General features: G+C 70.8%; 18 protein-coding genes and 1 riboswitch. Of the genes, 9 read left to right on the plus strand and 9 right to left on the minus strand.

The genetic code is table 11. The features are described from left to right. Window positions 1-6: 6 nt before the first annotated feature. Genes ACWEFB_RS32470 through ACWEFB_RS32490 form a run of 5 tightly spaced genes read right to left on the minus strand, consistent with a single transcriptional unit; the run spans window position 7 to window position 5,850 of the window. The gene (locus ACWEFB_RS32470) at window positions 7-804 is read right to left on the minus strand and encodes a GTP-binding protein (RefSeq protein WP_442792102.1); all 798 of its coding nucleotides are present in this window, start codon (window positions 802-804) and stop codon (window positions 7-9) included. Further along, window positions 782-1,282, minus strand: a complete 501-nt coding sequence (locus tag ACWEFB_RS32475; RefSeq protein WP_326562291.1) for a DUF742 domain-containing protein — start codon at window positions 1,280-1,282, stop codon at window positions 782-784. The genes ACWEFB_RS32470 and ACWEFB_RS32475 overlap by 23 nt, the downstream gene beginning before the upstream one ends. After that, a complete protein-coding gene (locus ACWEFB_RS32480; RefSeq protein ID WP_326562292.1) occupies window positions 1,279-1,755 on the minus strand; it encodes a roadblock/LC7 domain-containing protein in 477 nt (158 codons plus the stop codon). Before ACWEFB_RS32480 ends, ACWEFB_RS32475 begins: the two co-directional genes overlap by 4 nt. Beyond that, window positions 1,752-4,637, minus strand: a complete 2,886-nt coding sequence (locus ACWEFB_RS32485) for a nitrate- and nitrite sensing domain-containing protein (protein ID WP_452291574.1) — start codon at window positions 4,635-4,637, stop codon at window positions 1,752-1,754. The genes ACWEFB_RS32480 and ACWEFB_RS32485 overlap by 4 nt, the downstream gene beginning before the upstream one ends. Continuing rightward, complete coding sequence (locus tag ACWEFB_RS32490) at window positions 4,624-5,850, minus strand: hypothetical protein (protein WP_452291576.1); 1,227 nt, start codon at window positions 5,848-5,850, stop codon at window positions 4,624-4,626. The genes ACWEFB_RS32485 and ACWEFB_RS32490 overlap by 14 nt, the downstream gene beginning before the upstream one ends. A 370-nt stretch (window positions 5,851-6,220) precedes the next feature. Between ACWEFB_RS32490 and ACWEFB_RS32495 the strand changes: the two genes are divergently transcribed. The 7 genes from ACWEFB_RS32495 to paaN all read left to right on the plus strand — a co-directional run bounded on the left by ACWEFB_RS32495 (window position 6,221) and on the right by paaN (window position 15,514). Then, window positions 6,221-9,169: an alpha/beta fold hydrolase gene (locus ACWEFB_RS32495; protein WP_452291578.1), complete on the plus strand. Its 2,949-nt coding sequence runs from the start codon at window positions 6,221-6,223 to the stop codon at window positions 9,167-9,169. A 1-nt stretch (window position 9,170) separates the two neighbouring features. Next, window positions 9,171-10,055, plus strand: coding sequence for an ABC transporter permease (locus ACWEFB_RS32500; protein WP_452291580.1), 885 nt, complete (start codon window positions 9,171-9,173; stop codon window positions 10,053-10,055). 141 nt (window positions 10,056-10,196) lie between these two features. After that, window positions 10,197-10,529: a type II toxin-antitoxin system RelE/ParE family toxin gene (locus tag ACWEFB_RS32505; RefSeq protein WP_452291633.1), complete on the plus strand. Its 333-nt coding sequence runs from the start codon at window positions 10,197-10,199 to the stop codon at window positions 10,527-10,529. Then, window positions 10,526-10,840, plus strand: a complete 315-nt coding sequence (locus ACWEFB_RS32510) for a transcriptional regulator (RefSeq protein WP_326562297.1) — start codon at window positions 10,526-10,528, stop codon at window positions 10,838-10,840. Before ACWEFB_RS32505 ends, ACWEFB_RS32510 begins: the two co-directional genes overlap by 4 nt. A gap of 128 nt (window positions 10,841-10,968) precedes the next feature. Then, a riboswitch (SAM riboswitch) is annotated at window positions 10,969-11,101 on the plus strand. Between the two features lie 11 nt (window positions 11,102-11,112). Further along, window positions 11,113-12,411 carry a threonine synthase gene (thrC, locus tag ACWEFB_RS32515; RefSeq protein WP_452291583.1) on the plus strand — a complete coding sequence of 433 codons (1,299 nt, stop codon included), beginning with the start codon at window positions 11,113-11,115 and terminating at the stop codon, window positions 12,409-12,411. 322 nt (window positions 12,412-12,733) lie between these two features. After that, window positions 12,734-13,774, plus strand: coding sequence for a GNAT family N-acetyltransferase (locus ACWEFB_RS32520; RefSeq protein ID WP_452291585.1), 1,041 nt, complete (start codon window positions 12,734-12,736; stop codon window positions 13,772-13,774). A 66-nt stretch (window positions 13,775-13,840) separates the two neighbouring features. Next, the gene (paaN, locus tag ACWEFB_RS32525; protein ID WP_452291587.1) at window positions 13,841-15,514 is read left to right on the plus strand and encodes a phenylacetic acid degradation protein PaaN; all 1,674 of its coding nucleotides are present in this window, start codon (window positions 13,841-13,843) and stop codon (window positions 15,512-15,514) included. Between the two features lie 76 nt (window positions 15,515-15,590). On the opposite strand, the gene ACWEFB_RS32530 is transcribed toward paaN, so the two are convergent. Next, the gene (locus ACWEFB_RS32530) at window positions 15,591-16,157 is read right to left on the minus strand and encodes an N-acetyltransferase family protein (RefSeq protein ID WP_452291589.1); all 567 of its coding nucleotides are present in this window, start codon (window positions 16,155-16,157) and stop codon (window positions 15,591-15,593) included. 317 nt (window positions 16,158-16,474) lie between these two features. On the opposite strand from ACWEFB_RS32530, the gene ACWEFB_RS32535 reads away from it, so the two are divergent. Together ACWEFB_RS32535 and groL are read left to right on the plus strand one after the other, a co-directional pair. After that, window positions 16,475-16,678 (plus strand): cold-shock protein, encoded by a 204-nt coding sequence (locus ACWEFB_RS32535; protein WP_121157415.1) that lies wholly within the window; start codon window positions 16,475-16,477, stop codon window positions 16,676-16,678. 776 nt (window positions 16,679-17,454) lie between these two features. Next, window positions 17,455-19,077 (plus strand): chaperonin GroEL, encoded by a 1,623-nt coding sequence (gene groL / locus ACWEFB_RS32540; protein WP_452291591.1) that lies wholly within the window; start codon window positions 17,455-17,457, stop codon window positions 19,075-19,077. 53 nt (window positions 19,078-19,130) lie between these two features. Here groL and ACWEFB_RS32545 read toward each other — a convergent pair whose 3' ends face one another. The 3 genes from ACWEFB_RS32545 to ACWEFB_RS32555 form a co-directional block, all read right to left on the minus strand. Continuing rightward, window positions 19,131-19,325, minus strand: coding sequence for a hypothetical protein (locus ACWEFB_RS32545; protein ID WP_326563114.1), 195 nt, complete (start codon window positions 19,323-19,325; stop codon window positions 19,131-19,133). 170 nt (window positions 19,326-19,495) lie between these two features. Then, window positions 19,496-20,488: a GNAT family N-acetyltransferase gene (locus tag ACWEFB_RS32550; protein WP_452291593.1), complete on the minus strand. Its 993-nt coding sequence runs from the start codon at window positions 20,486-20,488 to the stop codon at window positions 19,496-19,498. A gap of 46 nt (window positions 20,489-20,534) precedes the next feature. Continuing rightward, window positions 20,535-23,015 (minus strand): S8 family serine peptidase, encoded by a 2,481-nt coding sequence (locus ACWEFB_RS32555; RefSeq protein ID WP_452291595.1) that lies wholly within the window; start codon window positions 23,013-23,015, stop codon window positions 20,535-20,537. Window positions 23,016-23,060: the final 45 nt, after the last annotated feature.

Genomic DNA, 23,060 nt, shown 5'->3' on the forward strand with positions numbered 1-23,060 from the left:
CACGGGCTACGACTCCCGCTCCCGGATCGCCCGGTCCAGCGCACGGTCCAGGACGACCAGCAGGGCGTCGCGTACCGATAGCCGATCCCGGGCGTCGAACCGCACCAGCGGCACATGTTCGCCGATCGCCAGCGCCCACCGGATCGAGTCCAGGTCGTGGGCGAGTTGTCCGTCGAACGCGTTCACCGCGACGACAAAGGGCAGTCTCGCGCGCTCGAAGAAGTCGATCGCAGGGTAGCAGTCATCCAGCCGGGCGCTGTCGACGACAACCAGCGCCCCGAGGGCCCCCCGGGCCAGGTCGTCCCACATGAAACCGAACCTGGACTGACCGGGAGTGCCGAAGAGGTAGAGCTTCAGACTGCGGTCGATGGTGACGCAGCCGAAGTCCATCGCCACGGTTGTCGTGGTCTTCTCCGACCGGGTGCCGGGGTCGTCCACGCCGATTCCGGCGGTGGTCATCTCCGCCTCGGTGGTCAGCGGTGCGATCTCCGAGATGGCACCGACCGTGGTGGTCTTCCCGACGCCGAAACCACCGGCGATGAGGATCTTCACCGGGATCGGCGCGGACTTGGGACGACCCGGTGCGGCTCCGCCGGCCCCCATCGGCTCCCCGTAATCGAGTCCGGCGCTCGGTCGGGCGTGCCGGGCGGCGGGCGCGGACGGCCCGACGTACCCGGCCGGGATGGCGTTGCCACCCGGTCCGCCGTGGCTGGCCGGTCCGCCGTACCGACTCGGCGCACTGTTGACGGGGGAGCTGGCGGCCGTCGGGGCGGCCAGCCACTCAGGAGATCGCACGAAGTCCATCGATCACTCGCAGAATGAGGTCGGGGTCGTGGGCATCCTCGATGTCATAGGTGTGCACATCGAGGTGACCGGTGGCCCGGAGGTCACCGACCAGAATCTTGGTTACGCCGAGATGCAACCGCAAGCGAGCGGAGATCTCGGCCACCGACATCGGTTCGGCGCAGAGCGTGACGATGTCCTGTAGCTCCGGTGCGAGTCGACCCAGCGGCGGACTGGTCCAGGAGGGCCCGTCCGGCCGGGCGGTGACCTGCGTCTCCAGGCAGATCGCCGGGTCGACGCTGTCCACCCGGCCGGCGGTGAGGACAAACGGCCGCAGCCCCTGCGGCACCGGGGCGCCGAACCCCGACTCCGCGTTGGAGACGTCGCTGTCGATCTCCGGATCGGGTTCGCCGGGTCTCGACGCCGCCGCCTGCAGGTAGGGGCGGATCCGGATGGCCGGCTCGGGCTCTCTCCCCGCGCCGGCCGCGGGCCGGGTCACGACTGTACGGAGTTCTTCAACTCGACGATGAGCCGAGGCGTGAGCGCACTTCCCGCCCGGCCCGCGAAGAGCGTCATCTCGTACGCGACCGTGCCCAGGTTTGCTGAGCGGTCAGCGACGACGCCGAGTACGGAGCCACTGCTGATCGAGCTGACCAGCAGATAACCGTCGGTCATGTCCACGATCACCCGATTCAGTCCGCCGAGTGAGTACCAGTTGGCCGCGCCCCCGGCGAGGCTGGTCATGCCGGAGACGACCGCTGCGAGTCGCTCCGCGTTGGACCGGTCCTTGATCGCGGACATCGCCATCAGCAGTCCGTCGGACGAGACCGCGATCGCCTCGACCACCCCGGCCGTGTTGGTGGTGAACGAGTCCAGCAGCCAGTTGAAGGTCCGGGCTTCCTGGCTGAGCTCTCCGGTGGCCGCACCGGACTGCTCACGGTCGATGCTGTCGCGGATGAAGGGGCTGGTCATCGTGGTGTTTCCTCTTCGTGACGGTGGTCGGTACGGACTTCGCTCAGGGCACGGGCCACCCCGGCCTCGAACTGGGTGACGAGGTTCCGGACCTCATCCGGGTTGTCGGGGCGGCTGCCGGACCGGTGCCGGTCCCAGCGGGGTGCCGGTCCGGTCGGCTCCAGGTTGCGGCCCGGTACCCGCCGGGTGAGCTGCACCGGTCCCGCCGCTACCGGGGCCACCTCCGGTGCCACGCCCCGGGTCGCCCCCTCCGGCTCCCCGACCGGGGAGGTCGTTCCCGGCTGCTGGCGCTGCGCCCGTCGTACGCCGGCTTCGAACTCCTCGATCAGCGCGCGGACCACGGAGGGGTCGGCCGGCTGGGGGCCGCTGTTGCGACCCGGTCCCCGGCCGGCCGCGCCGGGTCCGTTGTTGGCGGGCAACTGGGCGCCGGGGACCCGCTGACGCAGTCCGAGTGCCTTGGCGGCACCGGCTTCGTCGGCCACCGTCGCCGCCTCCCGGGTGTCGCCCGACCCGGCCGGGGCGGTCGTACCGTCGACCGGTGCCCCGGCGAACGCGTTCCATGGCACGCCCGCCGCCAGCGACCGGCTGGCCCGGTCCAGCAGCGCCGCGTCGAACACCGGCTCCACCAGGCTCTCGACCGGCAACGCCTCCAGTTCCGTACGGACACCGGCCGGCGCCTCGACTCCGCTGCGCCCGGCTCCCGGTTCGGGTTCACCCTGGCCGCTCGGCGTGAGCTGTGCCGGTGCGACCTGGGGTGCCGTGAGCTGCGAGGGCTCAAGCTGGCCCGGCTCGGTCTGGACCGGCTGGGCCTGCGCCGGCGGAGGCAGGACCGGTTCGGCCTGCACCGGTGGGACCAGTGGCGTGCTGACCAGCGCCCGGACCGGGTCGGCGACCGGTCCGATCGGCGCCGGTTTCCGGGTCGGCAACGTCCCGGCCGGGGCCGGATCCGCGTTCTGCACGACCTCCGCCCAGGTCAGTGATGGCGTCGGTACGGTGGCCCGCGCCACCGCGACCGCCGACGACTCGGTCCGGCGGGCCACCAGGAGCCGGTCCGCGATCTCGATCTCCACGGTCACCCCGCCGCCGGAGGTGGCCGACAGGGTCACCTGCCAGCCGTGCCTGCGGGCCAACCGACCGACCACGAAGAGTCCGAGCACCTCGGTTGGGGCCAGGTCGAGCCGTTCCCGCAGGGTCAACCGGGCGTTCTCCTCGGCCAGCCGTTCGCCGGTCATGCCGATGCCGTGGTCGACCAGGGTCAGCTTCACCCCGCCCTCGACCACCTCGCCGGTGACCGTCACCCGGGTGTGCGGCGGGGAGAAGGCGGTGGCGTTCTCCATCAACTCGGCCAGGGTCAGTACGAGGTCACCGATGACCGCCGGTGCCACGCCCATGTCGACCCGTACCTGTACGTCAACCCGGGTGTAGTCCTCGATCTCGCCGAGGGCGAGCCGGACGACGTCGCCGAGCGGCATCGGCGCCACATGCCCGTCGGCGCCGGCCGAGCCGGAGAGGACGACCAGGCTGCTCGCGCTGCGGCGCAGTCGGCTGGAGACGTGGTCGAGGCGGTAGAGGTGCTGCAGGCGGGTGGGGTCGGTCTCCTGGTGCTCCAACCGGTCGATCAGGGCGATCTGCCGGCCGACCAGGTTCTGCGTCCGCCGGCCGACGTGACCGAACATCTGCGCCACGTTGCGCCGGCTCGCCGCCTGCCGTTCGACCAGGCGTGCCGCCGTACCCTGCACCCGGTCGAAGGCGCGGGCGAGGTCGCCGATCTCGTCGCGGGCCCGGATGTCGACCGGGTCCAGTCGGATCGAGGTGGCCGACTCGGACTCGTCGTCGGCGATCCGGACCAGTTCCCCCTCGGCGACCCTGGCCACCCGGTCGGCGGACTGGGTGAGCCGGATCAGCGGCCGGGCGACCGTACGGGCCACCGCCAGGCTGAGCAGGACCACCACCAGGAGGGTGAGCAGAACCAGCCCGCCGACCCAGTACGCAGTGGTCAGCGCCGCCCGCTGTTCTGCCGTCACCTGGCGGATGACGTCGGTGACGATCCGCTTCTCCACGAACTGCCCGAGGGTGATCAGGGAGGCGACGGCGGGGAAGAGCCGTTGCATGCTGAACCCGGCGATCGTGCCCTCGGGGTCCTGGACGAACCGGGTGAGGAACTCGCTGCTGGTCCGGTTCGCCACCGCGTCCTCAACCAGCCGGTAGAGCGCGTTCTGTTCCGGCGTGGCGAAGGCGCTGAACCGGGTCGTGTTGACCGTCAACGCGGCCATGTTGCCGACGTACGCGGTGATCGCGGCCTGGTTCCTGCTGGCGACCACGAGCACGATGATCGACGCGCCGGCGCTGATTCCCTCGTCTGTACGGAGCACCGCGTCGAGTGCGACGACCTGGCGCCCCTGCGACGTGGCGGTGTCCACCCCGTCCATCAGGTGTAGGGATTCGATCAGCGCCACGTTGACCGGCCCGAACTTGCCCAGGACCTGCTCCGGGGTGGCCTTGCGGCTGAGCACCGCGGTACGCAACTCGGCGAGCTGCTGCACTCCGGTGATCGCGGTCGACACCCGGTCGGTGAGCTTGTCCCCGAGGTCGGCGCGCAGGTCGGCGATCTCGTCGCTGACCGTGGCCGACTGCTGGATCAGCGTGGACCGGGTGGCGTGGCCGAGCAGGTAGCCGATGGAGAGCAACCGTTCCTGCTGCAACTCCTGCACCAGCGAGCCGATCCGGCCTGCGGTGCGTACCGCCTCGGCGGTGTCGGCGGCGCGGCTGGCCTGGCTCACCCGTTCGACGACCACCGGTACGGCCAGGCCGACCATGGTGATCAGCGGGGTGATGACCAGCAGCGCGAGCTTGGCCCGGATCCGGAGCCTACCGAGCAGCATCGGAACGCCCCCAACCGCCGGGGCCGTCGGAACCGGCACCGGCCGTGGCGACCGGACGGCCGGGCGGTTGCGTGCCCGGTGCGCCGGCCGGTCCGGAGGCGGACCATTCGACGAGTGCGTCCCAGCGGCCCGGTTCGGTGCTGACCGGCTCGGCCGCCGGGCCGTCCGGGGTGCCCGGTGCGGCCGGTGCGGTGCCGCGACGACGGCCGCTGAGCACGATCGCCGTGGCCAGGCCGGCCATGAGCACCAGTGCCAGGGCGGCGGCGCCGTAGGTGACCTGCTGGTCGCGGGCCAACCGGTTGTTGCGGGCGTCGATCAGGGCGGAGAGTTCGGTGAGGATGATCGCGGAGAGTTGCTCGGCGGCGGCGTGGGCGGTCACCCGGGCCCCGGCGATCTGGGTCAGATCGGCCTGGGAGGTGCCGTCGGTCAGCGCGGCCGACGCGCTGAGTGCCTCGGTCGCGCGCTGGTAGCTGTCGAGCTGGTTGAGCAGGTTGCCACCGAGGTTGGGGCTGTCGGTGCTCTCCACCGCGGACTGCAGGGAGTCGATCAGGTCTCCGGCCGGGTCGAGCAGCGACGTACGGGCGGCGGTCAGCTCGGCGACCGTGGTCAGGCGTTCGGTCGACCGTCGGGCCGCTCCGATCACCGCGAGGTCGGCGAGCCGTCCGGCGGCGACCATCGCGTTGGGTAGTTCCTCCCCGACGGCATCCTGCAGGTAGTACGAGTCGGCCTCGGGGTCGCGCATCAGTCCGGAGCTCTCCCGCACCTTGGCGTAGAGGGCCAGCAGCAGGTCGGCGGCCTCGCGGTAGACGGTGTACGCGGCCTCGGGGTTGCCGGGTCCGCCGCGATCGGGCAGGGCCTCGATCTTGGCCCGTACGCCGGCCCACCGCTCGCGGGTGCGCAGTTCGGCGCCGAGCCGGGTGTCGACGGCGGTGGTCCGTTCCACCGCCGTGGCCAGGGCCTCGCGCAGCACCGGGCGGCCGGCCACGGTCGCCGACTGGGCCTCGGTGAGGGCCACCGTCACGTCGGCGAGCGAGCGCAGATACTCGACCCCGTGCTGTTCCCGGCCGGCCAGTTCCTGATCGGCGTCGACCGATCGCTGTAGCTGCACGAAGAGCACGGCAACCGGCACCAACAAGATCACCACGAGGAACAGGCGCAGTGCGTTACCGGGCGCGTTCGGCCATCGTCGGGGCCGCTGCGCGGGAACTGTCATCGTGTATCTCCTCCGGCGACGGCCAAGGTCCGGTGGTGGGCGCCGAGGCCGCCGGGGTCCCGCCCACCGGAGCGGAAAACTAACCGAACGCCCGACTCCGTCCGTCCATCACGAACAGTCAGTTTCACGTCAGTTGCGGACCTGTGGTCGCGGGTACTCATATTCGTGACTCTGCGTGCTTATTGTCGAGCGACATGTATCGATTGAGCTTAATGTCCTGGTAGATCGGAATTCACATAGTCCGAATTTGTCCTCCCGTGCTCGGCCTTGGGATGTTCGTACGATGCATTTCGATCACCGATCGGGTTGACCGGACGGACGTACGGCGGATCTCAGCCCCCGCACAGGTTCCGGCCCGTACGGTGTGCCCATGCCTTCCGCGCTGCCGTCCCGGCTCCGCCGTGCCCTCCACCGTGTCCGGTCGGAGGCGAGCCGCCCGGGGCGACGTCGACTCGGCGCGTCCGCCCTGGTCATAGCGCTGCTCGCGGCCCTGGTCGGGTGGGCGGTCTGGCCCGAGGGCGTCTCCTTCCGTACCGAGGACCGCATGATCAGCCTCCGGTCCGGACCGGACGGCAACCAGCCGATCGACCTCGACACCACGCTCTACCTGCCGGACGGGGCCACCGCCGCCGACCCGGTCCCGGCGGTCCTGTTGCCGCACGGCTTCGGTGGGACAAAGGAATCGGTCCGCTCCGACGCCGAGGAGCTGGCCGAACACGGGTACGCGGTGCTGGCGTACACCGCGCGGGGGTTCGGCCGCAGCGGCGGGGAGATCCACCTGGACAGTCCCGACTTCGAGGTACGGGACGCCTCCCGACTGCTCGACTGGCTCGCCGCCCGGCCGGAGATCCGTACCGACGCGACCGGTGACCCGAGGGTGGGAGTCGTCGGCGGTTCGTACGGCGGCGGCCTGGCGTTGCTGCTCGCCGCCGCCGACCCGAGGGTGGACGCGATCGTCCCGATGATCACCTGGCACGACCTGGCCGCGTCCTTCCTGCCCGAGTCGAGCGGCGGATCCACCCTGGAGGGGGTGTTCAAGAAGGGCTGGGCGGGCGTCCTGTTCGGCAGTGGCGGCAACGGTCCCGGCGGCCTCGGCGGTCTCGGACCGGGCGGCACCAACCCGGCCGGAGGGCCCGGCAACACCGCGTCGACCACCGGGCCGACCGCCGCCCCGACGGTCACGCCCAGCGTGGCCCCCTCGACCCGCCCCGGTCCGGGGATCGGGCCGGGGACCGCCCCCGGTGTCGGGGTGAACAATCCGGGCTGCGGCCGGTTCGCCGCCGACGTCTGTGCCGCCTACCTGGAGATCGCCACCACCGGGCGGGCCACCGAGCAGGCGGTCGCCCTGCTGCGCCGGTCCAGCCCGGCCGGCGTACTCGACCGGATCAAGGCGCCGACGCTGCTGATCCAGGGCGAGGCAGACACGCTCTTCCCGCTCAGCGAGGCCGACGCCAACGCCCGTGGCATCGCCGCCGCCGGAACCCCCGTACGCGTGGCCTGGTTCACCGGTGGGCACGACGGCGGTGCCGGCCCCCAGACCGACCAGGACCGGACCAAGTTCCTCACCGTGCAGTGGCTCGACCACTACGTACGCGGCGACGCCGCCAATCCCGGCACCGGGTTCACCTGGTCCCGGCTGGCCGGCTTCGACGCACTCGACCGGGGCCTGGTCGCCACCGGCTTCCGGACCGCCGACTACCCCGGCCTGACCGGCACCGACACGGCGGCCGGCGGCGGCACCCGCACGGTCGCGGTGGGCGGACCACCGCAGCAGATCGCGAACCCGCCGAACGGCAACCCGGCCGCGATCTCGACCGTGCCGTTCGCCGGTGCACTGTCGAGCGTGGTCGGCGGGGTGGCCGGGGACCTGCCCGGCCAGCACGCCCGGTTCGTCACCGAACCGCTCACCGATCCGGTCGACGTGGTCGGCGCGCCGACGGTGTCGATCCGGGCCGCGTCACCGACCGGCGAGGCCGTCCTCTTCGTCAAGCTCTACGACATCGGCCCGGACGGAACAGCCGAACTGCCCAGCGGCCTGATCGCCCCGGTCCGGCTGACCGGCCTCCCGGCCGACCTGTCCGGTGCCGCACCCGCGCGGGTGACCCTGCCGGCGATCGTGCACCGGGTCGAGGCCGGACACCGGTTGGCGCTGGTCGTGGCCACCTCCGACCAGGGCTACGCCACCCCGGTCGAACCGACCGTCTACTCGGTCGCGCTCGGCGGCGACCGGATCACCCTGCCCACGGTGACCGGGGAGCCGATCCCCACCACCGGAGTGCTCTGGCGCTGGGCGCTGGCCGCCCTGCTCGCCGCGATCGCGGTCGGGCTCGTCGTGGTCCTGCTGGTGGTCCGCCGCCGGCACCGCCGCCACGACACCTCGGTGACCGCGGAGTACGCGGACATCCCGCTGGTCATCCGCGACCTGCGCAAGGAGTACGCGGACGGCTTCGTCGCCGTCTCCCGGGTCGACTTCGAGGTGCACCGGGGGCAGGTGGTCGGCCTGCTCGGGCCGAACGGTGCCGGCAAGACCACCACCCTGCGGGTGCTGATGGGGCTGACCCAGCCGACCGCCGGCAGGATCTTCGTCTTCGGGCACCGGCTGGTCCCCGGTTCGCCGGTGCTCTCCCGGATCGGCTCGCTGGTCGAGGGGCCCGGTTTCCTGCCGCACCTGAGCGGGATCGAGAACCTGCGGTCGTACTGGCGGGCGACGGGGCGGCCGCTCGCCGACGCCCACTTCGAGGAGGCGCTGGAGATCGCCGGCCTCGGTGACTCGGTACACCGCAGGATCAGGACGTACAGCCACGGGATGCGGCAGCGGTTGGCGATCGCCCAGGCCATGCTCGGCCTGCCCGAGCTGCTGGTGCTGGACGAACCGACCGACGGGCTCGACCCGCCGCAGATCGCCGAGATGCGCCGGGTGCTCCGCCGGTACGCCACCGGCGGCCGGGCGGTGCTGGTCTCCAGCCACCTGCTGGCCGAGGTGGAGCAGTCCTGCACCCACGCGGTGGTGGTCAACAAGGGCACCATCGTCGCCTCCGGGCCGGTCGACGAGATCGTCGGCGAGTCGCCCAGCGTGCAGTTCGACGTCAGCGACCCGGCCGCCGCGCGTGCCGTACTCGATCGGCTCGACGGGGTGGAAGTGCTGTCGAACGGGGACGGGACGCTGGTGGTGGACGTGAACGGGACCGCCCGCAGCGAGGTGGTCGCCGAACTGGTCCGGGCCGGGGTGGGGGTCGACCGGGTGATGCCACGGCGCCGACTGGAGGACGCGTTCCTCGCCCTGGTCGGCGACAACTCACGGGGAAGCGGGGACCGCTGACATGGCCGGCACGGATCAGGTGACCGTCGAAAGCGCCGGTGCGGCAGCCGGCTACCGGCCGGGGGCGACCCTGTCGGTGGTTACCGAGTGGCGCCGCCAGTTCGCCCGGCGACGTACGCAGTTGACCCTGGCGGCGATGGTCCTGCTGCCGCTGATCGTGCTGATCGCGTTCCAGTTCAACTCGGGCGGGGACGACGACAACGGCAACAACGAGTTCGCCAGCCTGATCGACCTGGCCACCTCCGGCGGGCTCAACTTCGCCCTGTTCTGCATCTTCGTGTCGTCGTCGTTCCTGCTGGTCGTCGTGGTGGCACTGTTCTGCGGCGACACGGTGGCCAGCGAGGCGAGCTGGGGCAGCCTGCGTTACCTGCTGGCGGTGCCGGTGCCCCGGTCGAGACTGCTGGCGGTGAAGCTGATCGTGGCGCTGGCGTACTCGGCCCTGGCCCTGCTGCTGCTCGCCGGCACCGCCCTGGTCGCCGGCATCCTCCGCTACGGCTGGGAGCCGTTGCAGAGCACCGTCGCCGCCCAGATCCCCGCCGGTGAGGGCCTGCTCCGGCTGCTCGGTGTCCTCGGCTATCTGGCGGTGGCGCTGCTGGTGGTGGCCGGGCTGGCGTTCCTGCTGTCGGTCTCCACCGATGCCGCCCTGGGCGCGGTCGGCGGCGCGGTGCTGCTCTGGATCCTCTCCAGCATCCTGGACCAGATCGAGGCGCTCGGTGTGGTCCGCGACTTCCTGCCGACCCACTACAGCACCGCCTGGCTGGGCCTGCTCTCCACCCCGATCCAGACCGACGACCTGGTACGCGGCTGCATCTCGGCGATCAGCTACGCCACCATCTTCTGGAGCCTCGCCTTCTGGCGCTTCACCCGCAAGGACGTGGTGAGCTGACCGCGCTGCGGCTCGGGTCCGGGCTGCCCGTTCCCGTGGACGTGTTGTTTAGTCCGACCTATACTTTGTCTCGTGTCGAGGTCGGTGCCGCAGCGGTGGGCCATCAAGGTGACCGGCGACGTCCGGGAGTGGCTGCGAGAAATGAGGCGCACAGATCCGGATGCCTACCGGTCGATCAACATCGCTCTTGACATCCTCGCCGAAACCGGGCCGGGGCTTGGTCGGCCGCTCGTGGACACCCTGCGAGGCTCCTCGATGGCGAACCTGAAGGAGTTGCGGCCCCGGTCCGGCCGCGACGTCGCGGTACGCATTCTGTTCGTGTTCGATCCCTGGTCCCAGGCTGTGCTGTTGGTTGCCGGCAACAAGGCCGGGAACTGGGTCAACTGGTACGACGAGGCGATCCCGCTCGCGGAAGACGTGTTCGCTGACTGGCTCATCGGTGAGACCCAGCGTAGGCAGGAGAAGCAGCAATGACCGATTTCCACGACTGGGACGAGATCCGTGCCGAGTTGTACGACGGCGACGAGGCGGCGCTGGGGGTCGAACGTGCCCGTACCGAGGCGTGGATCAGCGCCTTCCACCTGGCAGAGGAGCGTAAGCGGCTTGGTCTGACCCAGCGGGACGTCGCCGAGGCCATGGGGGTGACGCCGGGACGGGTCAGTCAGATCGAGAACGGTGATCTCGACGTCAACGAGGTCGCGACGCTGGCCCGGTACGCACAGGCACTGGGTGCGAAGCTACGAATCATCTTTGACTACGGCACCGACCTGCGGCAGATCGCCTGAAGGGGACTTGGGTGCCTTCGACCGGCTCCGCCCGGCGTGGACGAGCCCGGTGGGGTCTGGGTCACAGGGAGTGTGGGGATGCTGGGCTGGGGCGGGATTCACCCGTAGGATCAGGCGTACAACTGAATACCTCATCCAGAGGGGCAGAGGGATACGGCCCGATGAAGCCCCGGCAACCACCCACCGGCTCGATGACGAGTCGGTCGTGGCAGGTGCCAAGTCCGTCCCCGCCGCACCGCGCGGCGTTGGGAAAGATGAGAGGACGGCATCGCATGACTGCGATCCTTGGCGAAACCCAGACTCCCACCACCGGCGAAACCCCAACCAATCCGGCGCGCGCGCTGGTCTGTCGGGGCTGCGGGGCGCAGTATCCGCTGATCGCGCAGCATGCCTGTTACGAGTGTTTCGGCCCGCTCGAGGTCGCCTACGACCAGGAGGCGCTGGCGAAGGTCACCCGGGCGGACATCGAGGCCGGGCCGCAGAACATCTGGCGGTACGCCGCACTGCTCCCCGCCGGGCAGGACCCGACCACCCGGGTCACCCTCGACCCCGGCCTGACCCCGCTGGTCGCCGCCCCGCACCTGGCCGCCGAGCTGGGCATCACGGCGCCGCTCTGGGTCAAGGACGACAGCGCGAACCCCACCCACTCGTTCAAGGACCGGGTGGTCTCGGTGGCGCTGACGGCCGCGCGCGGCCTCGGCTTCAACCGGTTCGCCTGCGCCTCCACCGGCAACCTGGCCAACTCCGTCGCCGCCCACGCGGCCCGGGCCGGGGTCCCCTCGATCGTCTTCGTCCCCGCCGACCTGGAGCAGGGAAAGATCATCACGACCGCGGTCTACGGCGGTGACCTGGTCGCCATCGACGGCTCGTACGACGACGTGAACCGGCTCTGCGGCGAGTTGGTGGAGACCGACGAGTTCGAGGACACCGCGTTCGTCAACGTCAACGTCCGCCCCTACTACGCCGAGGGTTCCAAGACCCTGGGGTACGAGGTGGCCGAGCAGCTCGGGTGGCGTATCCCCGAGCAGGTGGTCATCCCGATGGCCAGCGGCGAGCTGCTGACCAAGATTGACAAGGCGTTCAGCGAGCTGGTCGAGATCGGGCTGGTCGAGGCACCGGCCAACGGCTGGAAGGTCTTCGGCGCCCAGTCGGCCGGGTGCAACCCGATCGCTACCGCGCTGCACCAGGACACCGACACGATCGTCCCGGTGAAGCCGACCGGCATCGCCAAGTCGCTCAACATCGGCGACCCGGCCGCCGGGGTGTACGCCCTGGAGGCGGTGCGGCGTACCGGGGGTTGGATGGAGTACGCCGACGACGACGAGATCCGTGACGGGATCCGGCTGTTGGCGCGTACGACCGGGGTGTTCGCCGAGACGGCGGGTGGGGTGACGGTGGCGTGCCTGCGCAAGCTGGTGGCGAGTGGACGGCTCGACCCGGCGGCCGAGACGGTTGTCTACAACACCGGTGAGGGACTCAAGACGATCGATGCGGTGGCGTCGCTGGTGGGACCGACGTACCAGGTGAAGCCGTCGCTGAAGGCCGCCCGCGAGGCCGGTCTGCTGGGCTGAACCCGCTGGTCCGACGGCTGATGGAGGCCCGCTTTTCGGAGCCTGCCATCAGCCGATCGGACTGGGGCAACTAGGTTGATCGGTGGATGTGTCGGATGCGGTGGGTAACTGCCGATTTGCCACCCGTTAGCAAAATACCCCGACGAGGGCTTGACGGCGCGAACCGGGCGACGCAAAATGCTCCGTGCGGGAGGGCGTATCGCCGTAGACTTTTGAAGTTCTTACGACCCAGCGCCGGAGGCGTTGTGCGATCGTCCTCCCGACCAACCACCCCGGACTAATTCACTCGCGTTCATCGCGTGGGCCGGGCACCCTCGGGGACATGGACACTGCCGCCACCCCCGCCGGCCTCACCATCACACCACTCGACGTCGCCGACGACCTCGCGGTCGAGCAGGCGTACGCGGTCAGAGCCGCGACCCTCGCCGCCGATCTGCCGGACTTCCCGCCGCTCTGTCGCCAACGCTTCCTCGGCCAGCTACGCCATCCGATGCCCGGCGAGGAGGACCGGTTCGTCCTCGCCCACCTCGACGGCCGGGCGGTCGGATACCTGAGCATCGAGCTGCCCCAGTTGGAGAACACCGAGAACGCCTCGCTGGACATCCAGGTGCTGCCGGACTACCGGCGCCGGGGGATCGGTCGGGCGCTGTACGGGTACGCCCTGCGTACGGTCCGGGAACTGGGACGTAAGCGGGTCAACGGGGTGTCCCAGGCGCCGCTGCCCGGCGAACCGTCCCAGGTCGAACCCGGTGCGGAGTTTGCCACCTCGCTCGGGGCGAAGAACGCACTGGTCGACGTCCGGCGCCGGCTCGACCTCGGCACGCTGGACCAGGCGCACCTCGACGACCTGCTGGCCGCAGCCTGGCTCCGGGCCGACGGGTACTCGCTGGTGCGGTGGATCGGGCCGGTACCCGACGAGTACCTCGACGACATCGCCTATCTCGACGGCCGGCTGGTCCAGGACGCGCCAATGGGTGACCTGGAGTGGGAGGCGGCCAAGCCCGACCGGGAGCGGATCCGGGCGGTGGACGAGGCGCTGGTCCTGCGCGGACGGCGGAACTACCACAGCGTGCTGCGCCACGACGACTCCGGCAGGGTGGTCGCCTGGACGATGATCGACGTCGGCGCGACGCCCGACTGGCACGCGTTCCAGCAGATCACCATCGTCGACCCGGACCACCGGGGCCACCGGCTCGGGACCATCGCCAAGATCGAAAACCTGCGGTACGTCAGGTCGCACGAACCCGCCCTGCGGATCATCGACACCTGGAACGCGGGGGTCAACGACCACATGATCTCCATCAACGAGGCCATCGGCTTCCGCCCGGTCGAAGCCTGGAACAACTGGCAGTTGAGCCTCTGACCGGCCGCCGGAAACGGTGGAGGGCACAGCGAGGGGGTGTCGGGTGCGCTGGTGCATGATGACGGGATGACGGAGACCCCGCATCCCCTCTACGCCACGCACGCCGACACCCTCGCCCGGGCGCTGACCGCGATCACCGAACGTGGGTACTGGTCGGCCTTCCCCGAGTCGCCCAGCCCTCGGGTGTACGGCGAGACCGCCGCCGCCGAGGGCGAGGCGGCCTTCCGCGCCTACCTGGACGCCGACTTCCCGCTCGACCAGCCCGGCACCACGGGCCGGGTGGCCACCGAGGCCAGCCCCCTCGGCATCGACCTGGGTGTGCGCTACCCGCACGGCACCGCCGACGCGCTGATCGGCGCCGCCACCGCGGCCCTGCCGGCCTGGCGTGACGCCGGGCCACAGGCTCGGGCCGGTGTCTGCCTGGAGATTCTGACCCGGCTGCACCGGCACATCTTCGAGCTGGCCAACGCCGTACACGCGACCAGTGGGCAGGCGTTCGTGATGGCGTTCCAGGCCGGCGGGGCGCACGCCCTGGACCGCGCGCTGGAGGCGATCGCGTACGCGTATGCGGAGATGACCCGGCACCCCGGCACCGCCGAGTGGGAGAAGCCGGCAGGCAAGGGCGACCCGCTGCGGATGGTGAAGACCTTCCACGTGGTGCCCCGGGGCGTGGCGCTGGTGATCGGGTGCAACACCTTCCCGACCTGGAACTCGTACCCCGGTCTGTTCGCCTCGCTGGTCACCGGCAACCCGGTCCTGGTCAAGCCGCACCCGGGCGCGGTGCTCCCGCTGGCCGTCACCGTCCGGTACGCCCGCGAGGTGCTCGCCGAGGCCGGGTTCGACCCCAACCTGGTGCTGCTCGCCGCCGAGGAACCGGGTGAGAAGCTCGCCACCACGCTGGCGCTGCGCCCCGAGGTCCGGATCATCGACTTCACCGGCTCGACCGAGTACGGCGACTGGCTGGAGGACAACGCGCGCCAGGCCGCGGTCTACACCGAGAAGGCCGGCGTCAACACCATCGTGGTCGACTCCACCGGCGACTTCGCCGGCATGTGCCGCAACATCGGCTTCTCGCTGACGCTCTACAGCGGACAGATGTGCACCACCCCGCAGAACATCCTGATCCCGACCGCCGGGATCGAGACCGACCAGGGGCACAAGACCTTCGACGAGGTCGCCGCCGGTATCGCCGGTGTGGTCGAGAAGCTCACCGGCGACCCCGCCCGCGCGGTGGAGTTCACCGGGGCGATCGTCAACGAGGGTGTGCTGGCCCGGCTGGACGAGGTGGCTGGCGTCGGTGAGGTCGTCCTGGCGTCGCGTACGGTCGAGCACCCGACGTACCCCGGTGCGGTTGTGCGTACGCCGACGATCGTGCGGCTCGGCGCGGACGCCGCGTCGACCTACGGCCGGGAGTGGTTCGGACCGATCTCGTTCGCGATCGCCACCGACTCCACCGCGCACAGCCTGGAGATCCTCCGGGAGACCGTGGGTGAGCGGGGGGCGCTGACGGCGGCGGTCTACGCCACCGACGAGAAGGTGCTCGACGCGGCCGAGTCGGCGGCGGTGGACGCCGGGGTGCACCTGTCCTGCAACCTCACCGGCGGCGTTTTTGTCAACCAGTCGGCGGCCTTCTCCGACTTCCACGCCAGCGGTGCCAACCCGGCGGCGAACGCCGCGTTGACCGACGGCGCGTACGTCGCCAGCCGTTTCCGGGTGGTCCAGTCCCGCCGCCACGTCTGACCAGGTGTCGGAAAGGGCTCCTTCTCCGTACGGGAAGGGGCCCTTTCCGGCGTCGTGACCTGCGGTGACGGCCGGGTCAGGCGCGGCGGCGCAGCTGTAGCTCGGTCAGGGCCGCGATCCGGGGGTGCGGCAGCCGGACGCCTGTGTCCACGAAGCCGAGCCGCTGGTAGGCCCGGATCGCCCGGTCGTTCCCCACCACCACCTCCAGCATCAGTTCCGGTCGCCCGGATGCCCGGGACCAGGCCGCCACCGCCTCGATCAGATCGGCGAGCAGGCCGGTGCCCCGCCACGTCGGGGTGAGGTAGACGGCAAAGATCACGGTGAGACCCGGCTCGGCGGGTGCCGCGTGGCCACCGGCGTGCCCGACGAGCCGGCCATCGGGGTGGCCCGACGGTGGTTCGGTGACGAATGCGGCGATCTGGCTGCCGAAGGCGTTCTGGCGCACCCGGTTCGCGTACTCGGCGTGTGGCCGGGCCGCCGCCTCGGCGACGGTCTCCAGGAAGGCGAGCGGCGAGTCGGCGAGCATCTCCAGCCGCAGCGCACGCATACGGGCGGTGTCGGCGGGCCGGATCCGCCGGACGACCGGCCGGGGGTCGGACGCCTCGGGTGGGGCGGTCGTGGCGGACGCAGGCAGGCTGGTCATGGGGCATGCCTACCCTCGACCGACCCCGGCGGGCAACCGGATTGCCGATCACGGTCGTGTGTCGCACCCCGCGAGATACATGATCAATTGTACGACGTAAAGACGTCTGACGATGCCAGCACAATCGCCGCCAGTGGGGGTACGTGCCTCGCCTGATGTCCCTTTTGGGGTAGTGCACTGCGGTCGGACCTCGTGTAGCGTGCGATTTCGGTTGCTGAATTCGAGGATCGATATGGGTCCCGAGTCGGCGGCTCCGGTCGGCGTACGCCGGCACCGGGGGTGTTTGACCCAGCACGATCGAAGTGAGGAAGTGCACCGTGGCACAGGGCACCGTCAAGTGGTTCAACAGCGAAAAGGGCTACGGCTTCATTGCGGTCGACGGCGGGCAGGACGTATTCGTCCATTTCTCCGCGATCGAGATGGATGGCTACAAGGCGCTCGACGACGGACAGCGGGTGGAGTTCGAAATCGCCCAGGGCCAGAAGGGGCCTCAGGCAGAGAAGGTGCGCCTCCTCGCCTGACCGGTTCGCCTGAACCGATCGGTCGGGTGTCCCGGTCGAATGAACCGATAATCGCAGCCGGATCCGATATCGACAGGGCGCCGGTCTCCCGTGGAGTACGGCGCCGCTGTCGCATCCCTGCCCCCGACCGATGGCCCGCCGCCGCGTGTCCGTCGATCCCGGGTCCCGGTCCGGCTGTGCTGCTCCCGCTGACGACCCTCCATGGCGGGATGGCTCGTGTGGTGTCCGAGCCTGTGCCGTTCCGGGCCCGTTCATCACGTTTGGCGGACATGACCGGCGCGTCCGCTCGATGTTCACCCGTTTGTTGCCCGCCTGCACCCGTACGTCGTCCGCGTGACGCCCCTGGCGCGTCAACCCGTACGGACCGCCGTGGGCTTGCCCGGCTCCGGGACGATGTGGCTGGTCGGCGGGGTGACCGATCGCGCGCGGAGGTACGGCCGACCGGCCCCGCTCCGGCCCACTCGCTTGCACTCGCCATGGGAGAGTGCTAAACAAGTGATTGGCACTCGCGCGGTGTGAGTGCCAGAGGTCGGGGCGGTTAGGGCCACGGTCGCGTCACCGGTGACGGAGGCGGGGCACAAGGCCGGTCGTCGCGGGCTGTCCGGCCCGACCGACGGACGTCACTGCCGCCTAGTGCGCGGGAGTCGGTCCGGTGCGATCGCGCCGGACCAGACCGCGCGCCAGCGCAGTAGTGACGTCCGAAGGTGCGAAGTCAGGCGGCCGATCCGGGACCAACCGGCTCGGGTGGCCGTGAGTGTCCAGGAGGACAACGCCGTATGGCCAAGATCATCGCGTTCGACGAAGAGGCCCGCCGTGGCCTCGAGCGGGGCATGAACCAGCTCGCCGACGCCGTCAAGGTGACGCTCGGCCCCAAGGGCCGCAACGTCGTGCTCGAGAAGAAGTGGGGCGCCCCCACCATCACCAACGATGGTGTGAGCATCGCCAAGGAGATCGAGCTCGAGGACCCCTACGAGAAGATCGGCGCTGAGCTGGTCAAGGAGGTCGCCAAGAAGACCGACGACGTTGCCGGTGACGGCACGACGACGGCGACCGTCCTGGCCCAGGCGCTGGTCCGCGAGGGCCTGCGCAACGTCGCGGCCGGCGCGAACCCGATGGCCCTGAAGCGGGGCATCGAGGCTGCGGTGGCTGCGGTGGCGGAGGAGCTGGCCAAGCTCGCCAAGGACGTCGAGACCAAGGAGCAGATCGCCTCGACCGCGTCGATCTCCGCCGGTGACACCACCGTCGGTGAGATCATCGCCGAGGCGATGGACAAGGTCGGCAAGGAAGGCGTCATCACCGTCGAGGAGAGCAACACCTTCGGGCTCGAGCTCGAGCTCACCGAGGGTATGCGCTTCGATAAGGGCTACATCTCGCCGTACTTCTGGACCGACCCGGAGCGTATGGAGGCCGTCCTCGACGACCCCTACATCCTGATCGTGAACAGCAAGATCGCTTCGGTGAAGGACCTGCTCCCGATCCTGGAGAAGGTCATGCAGTCGGGCAAGCCGCTGCTGATCATCTCCGAGGACGTCGAGGGCGAGGCCCTGGCCACCCTCATCGTCAACAAGGTGCGGGGCACCTTCAAGTCCGTCGCCGTCAAGGCTCCGGGCTTCGGCGACCGCCGCAAGGCGATGCTGACCGACATCGCGATCCTCGCGGGTGGCGCGGTCATCAGCGAGGAGTTGGGCCTGAAGCTCGACGGCATCGGCCTCGACATGCTGGGCCGCGCCCGCAAGGTCGTGGTGACCAAGGACGAGACCACGATCGTCGACGGTTCCGGTGACGCCGACCAGATCCAGGGTCGGGTCAACCAGATCCGCGCCGAGATCGAGAAGAGCGACTCCGACTACGACCGCGAGAAGCTGCAGGAGCGCCTGGCCAAGCTGGCCGGCGGTGTTGCGGTGATCAAGGTCGGCGCGGCCACCGAGGTCGAGCTCAAGGAGCGCAAGCACCGCATCGAGGACGCCGTTCGCAACGCGAAGGCGGCCGTCGAAGAGGGCATCGTCCCCGGTGGTGGCGTCGCCCTGGTGCAGGCCGGCAAGACCGCCTTCGACAAGCTGGACCTCTCGGGTGACGAGGCGACCGGTGCGACGATCGTCAAGATCGCGCTCGACGCCCCGCTGCGCCAGATCGCCGTCAACGCCGGCCTCGAAGGTGGCGTCGTGGTGGAGAAGGTTCGCAACCTCGAAGCCGGCCACGGCCTGAACGCCGCGAACGGTGAGTACGTCGACCTGCTCAAGGCCGGCATCATCGACCCGGCCAAGGTGACCCGTTCGGCGCTGCAGAACGCGGCCTCGATCGCGGCACTGTTCCTGACCACCGAGGCAGTGGTGGCCGACAAGCCGGAGAAGAACCCGGCCCCGGCTGCTGCCCCCGGCGGCGGAGACATGGACTTCTGAGTCCGACGCAACATCGGTAAGGGGCGGGCCGCGACTGCGGTCCGCCCCTTACGTCATGTTGGCAGTCGCCGCTGATTGCGCTGCTTGTCCGCTCGGGAGAACGGCTTTCTGATCTGGATCGGCGCGTCGACCATCTCCAGCGGTTCGTCGGATGAAAGCTCGTCCAACCGCTCCATTTCCGCCCGCTGCTCCGCGTCGCCGTAATCGAGGCGATGTGCCGGCGTTTCGGCGGGGATCTCCGATGCCATCCTGGCCCAGGTGGCCGGAGGGAGATCGTCAGTCGGTTCGTCGTCCTTCGCCATGGCTGCCTCCTTGGCTCAAACGGTAGGAGCCGAAGAGGCAGCAGTGCTGAGAAACGGCGCTATAAACGGATATCTCCTATTCGCCCTTTTAGGGCGGGTCTCGGATCCGGTGCCGGTCAGAGTTGCTTGCGGTAGAGGAAGAAGACCCGCTCGATCCGCGCACCCGAGTTGGTGGCATAGAACGGAACCGGGCCGACCCAGCCGATCTCCGCCCGCTGGTGTCCGGCCGCCCGCTGGTCGGCCAGGCACCGCCGCAGCAGCACCCCACCGATCCCCAGCCCCTGCGCGGCCGGTGCCGTACCCATCGGCCCGAACCAACTCGGCCGGGACGACCCGTACGCGGCGAAGCCGAGCACCTCCACCTCCGGGCTGCCGGCGGTGCCGTTCGAGCTGTCGGCGGCGGTGTCGACCCGGTCGCGTACGGCGATGTGGCAGCCGGCTCCCGTCCGACCGATCGAGTCGGCGACCTCGCCGCCCCAGGCCACCCCGAAGGTCTCCTGGGCGAAGCCCACCAGCATCGCGGCGTCGTCCGGCTCGGCCCGGCGTACGGTGATGCCCTGCTCGGCCAGCCGTTGCTCGGCGGACTCGGTGCTGCGCAGTGCCGGCGACTCGTCGTACGACAGGTCGGCGGTCATGTTCCAGGCGGTGTTCTCCTGCTCGTAGCCGAGCGCCATCGCGGCGCAGATCGCGGGCGTGTAGCGCACGTCGATGCCGGGCCAGACGTAGTGGGGCGGATTCCCGGCCAGCAGCACCTCACCCGCGCCGAGACCGGACAGCGCACCCTCGATCCGGGCCAGCAGAGCCCGCCCGATCCCGCGTCGGCGGTGCGTGGGGTGCACCGCGATCAGGTCCACGTGACCCAACGACGAGTCCCGGTGGGCGATCGAGCCGAGCACCACGCCCACCGTGTCGGACCCGACCACCGCCACGAAACCGACCGTACGGCGGCGGGTCGGAGCACCCGGCAGCGTGGTGGTGTCCCGCAACCGGGCCACGATCACGCCCGCCTCGGCCGCGTCGTCCGGCAGGTCCAGCGCCTCACCGCAGAGGGCCACCACCGCGGGCACGTCGTCGTCGGTCAGCTCGATGATCGAGAAATCGTGATCCACGACCGCCGACCCTAGGACATGCCGTCCCTGCTCTGCTGCCCGCCCCTCAGCCCTGCTGGGCGGCCCGGACGGCGGCGTACGCGTCGACGAGGCCGGCGCCGGTGAGGTTGCTCGGCGGGCCGCAGGTGGGTTCCGACACGGCCGAACCACCGTCCGGTGACGGCACCGGGGTGGCGGTGTCCCGCAGGATCCGCCAGGTCCGGTCCAGGTCACCGACCAGTGCCGGGTTGGCCGACCACATCAGCGCCACCACCCCCGCCACGTGCGGGGTCGCCATCGAGGTGCCGCTGAGGGTGGCGTACCCGCCGCCCGGCATCGCCGACAGCACGTCGGCGCCCGGCGCGACCAGATCGGGCTTGGCCGCGCCACCCGCCGCCGGCCCCCGGCTGGAGAACGGCGCCACCTGCCGGTCCCGGTCCACCGCACCGACGGTGAAAACATCCGCGTACGGGGCCGGCGGGTCGTCGATCGATCCGCAGACCGGCCCGGTGTTGCCGGCTGCGGCGGTGAAGAAGATGCCGGCGGCGGCGAAGGCGGCGGTCGCCGGACGGAGTGCCCCGGCGTCGCAGCCCTCGATCGGCGGGCAGCCCCACGAGTTGGTCAGCACCTGCGGGGCCCGGTCCGGTCGGCCGTCGGCGAAGGGGTCACCACCGTTCGGGAACGGTGCCAGCATGAACTGGAGACAGTCCAGGTAGTGCGCCGGATTACCGAGGTTGCGGTCGAGGTTGACGCAGCCGATCCAGCGGGCGCCGGGAGCTACCCCGACGTTCTCCGTACCGACCGCGGTCGCGAGCGTGTGCGTACCGTGACCGCCCTGGTCGGTGGGGGAGCGGGTGCCGTTCCACGGGTCGTACCAGGAGTCGTCCCCGCCCCGGAACCCGGCGGCGAGGGCCGGATGGCGGCCGTCCACACCGGAGTCCGAACTGCCGACCACGATGCCCGAGCCGGTGGCCCGCAACTGCGACCAGACCCGGTCGGCGCCAATCCCGGTCAGGTTCCAGGGCGGTACGGATGGTCCGGTCGCGCCACCGTGGCTGGTCCCCGGCGGCTCCGGCAGCGGGCGCAGTTGCTGGCTGAGCAGCACCCGGTCGACGTCGTCCCGACGGGACAGCCAGGCGCGTACGGCCGGGCCACCGTCCACCTCGATCGCGTTGACCAGGTAGTACGGCGTGTAGTCCAACCGCCACCGGTCGAGTTGGCGGCGCAGGTCCACCTGGGTCCGGGACGCGGTGTCGACCAGCCGCCGGTAGACCTCACCGACCCGGTCCGGCTGACCGGTCACCCCGGTCGGACCGGCCCGGAGGTCGCCGAGGGACGCCTGCTCCTTCAGCACCACGAAGAGTTTCTCGCCGTGGAAACCCGGCTGCCCCGGTCCGACGTAGACGGCACCGGCGGCCAGCAACACCACCGCCAAGGTGACCGCACCCACCCACCGGCGGGGAATCCAGCCCCGGGTACGGCCGAACGCGACCCCGTACGCGGTCCCGAGCAGCAGCGCCACCGCGAGCGAACCGCCCGTGGCGACCGCCGCCCAGAACGGTATGTCCCGGCTGCTCGACAGCAGGATCGAGATCTCCTCCGGGTCCACGAAGGCCAACGGACCGAGTACGGCGAGGCCGACCAGCCAGCCCACAGGGGCGGGGTCGGCGGACGGGTCCGCGTCCGGTCGGGTGAGTCGGCGGAGGGCGAGTCGGCGCAGGGCGGCGAGGGTGAACCCGGTTGCCGGCAGGACGAGCAGCGTGGCGAGTTGCGTACCGGCTTGCCCGGTTCCCCCCGCGACCAGCGCGAGGGCGACGCCGACGACCAGGCCGCCGAGCAGCACCAACCGGGCCGGGCCGGCGGGACCACCGTCGGCGGTGTGCTCGTACCCGGTCCAGAAGTGCCCGTCGAGCAGGTTGGCGACGAGCCACCCGATGGTCGCCGAGGCGGCCAGGGCCAGCGCGGTTTCGAGCAGACCGCCGAGCGCGCCGAACCAGACCCAGGGCAGCAGCAGCGCCAGCCCGGCGGCGATCGCGAAACCGGTACCGGCGGACCATGCTCCGGATCTCGTGCGGGGGCGGCCGGCGCGCCAGCGTACGAGTGCTGCCGCCATGGCGGCGATCCCGGCGAGCGCGGCCAGGTAGGCCTCGTTCTGCGCGGGTGGGATGGCCCGGAGCAGGCCGAAGGCGCCGAGGGCGAGCGCACCGACCAGCCACACCCGCCCGGCGGCCCGTACCGGGACGGCTCGGGGCAGTACGGCGAGCAGCACCGCCGGTACGCCGACCAGCACCGTGTTGACGATTCCGGTCAACGGCCACACCCAGGCCGGCTGGGTCAGCCCGGCGACCAGCAGCACCTGTTCGACCAGCCAACCGACGGCCTGGGCGCCGACCGTCACCGCGACCGCCCAGCAACCGACGAGCACCGCGGCCACCACCGGCCACGGACCCCCACCCGGCCGATCCGCCGACGGCCCCGGCGACCAGGGCGGCGGGCCGCCCGGTGGAGGGGACGGTTCGTCGGCGGGCTGCGGGGGTCCGACCTGCATGTCCGAAACAGTACGACGGACCGGAAGCGCGACCTGTTCACCGGA

It is taken from the genome of Micromonospora sp. NPDC004704, from assembly GCF_053601675.1.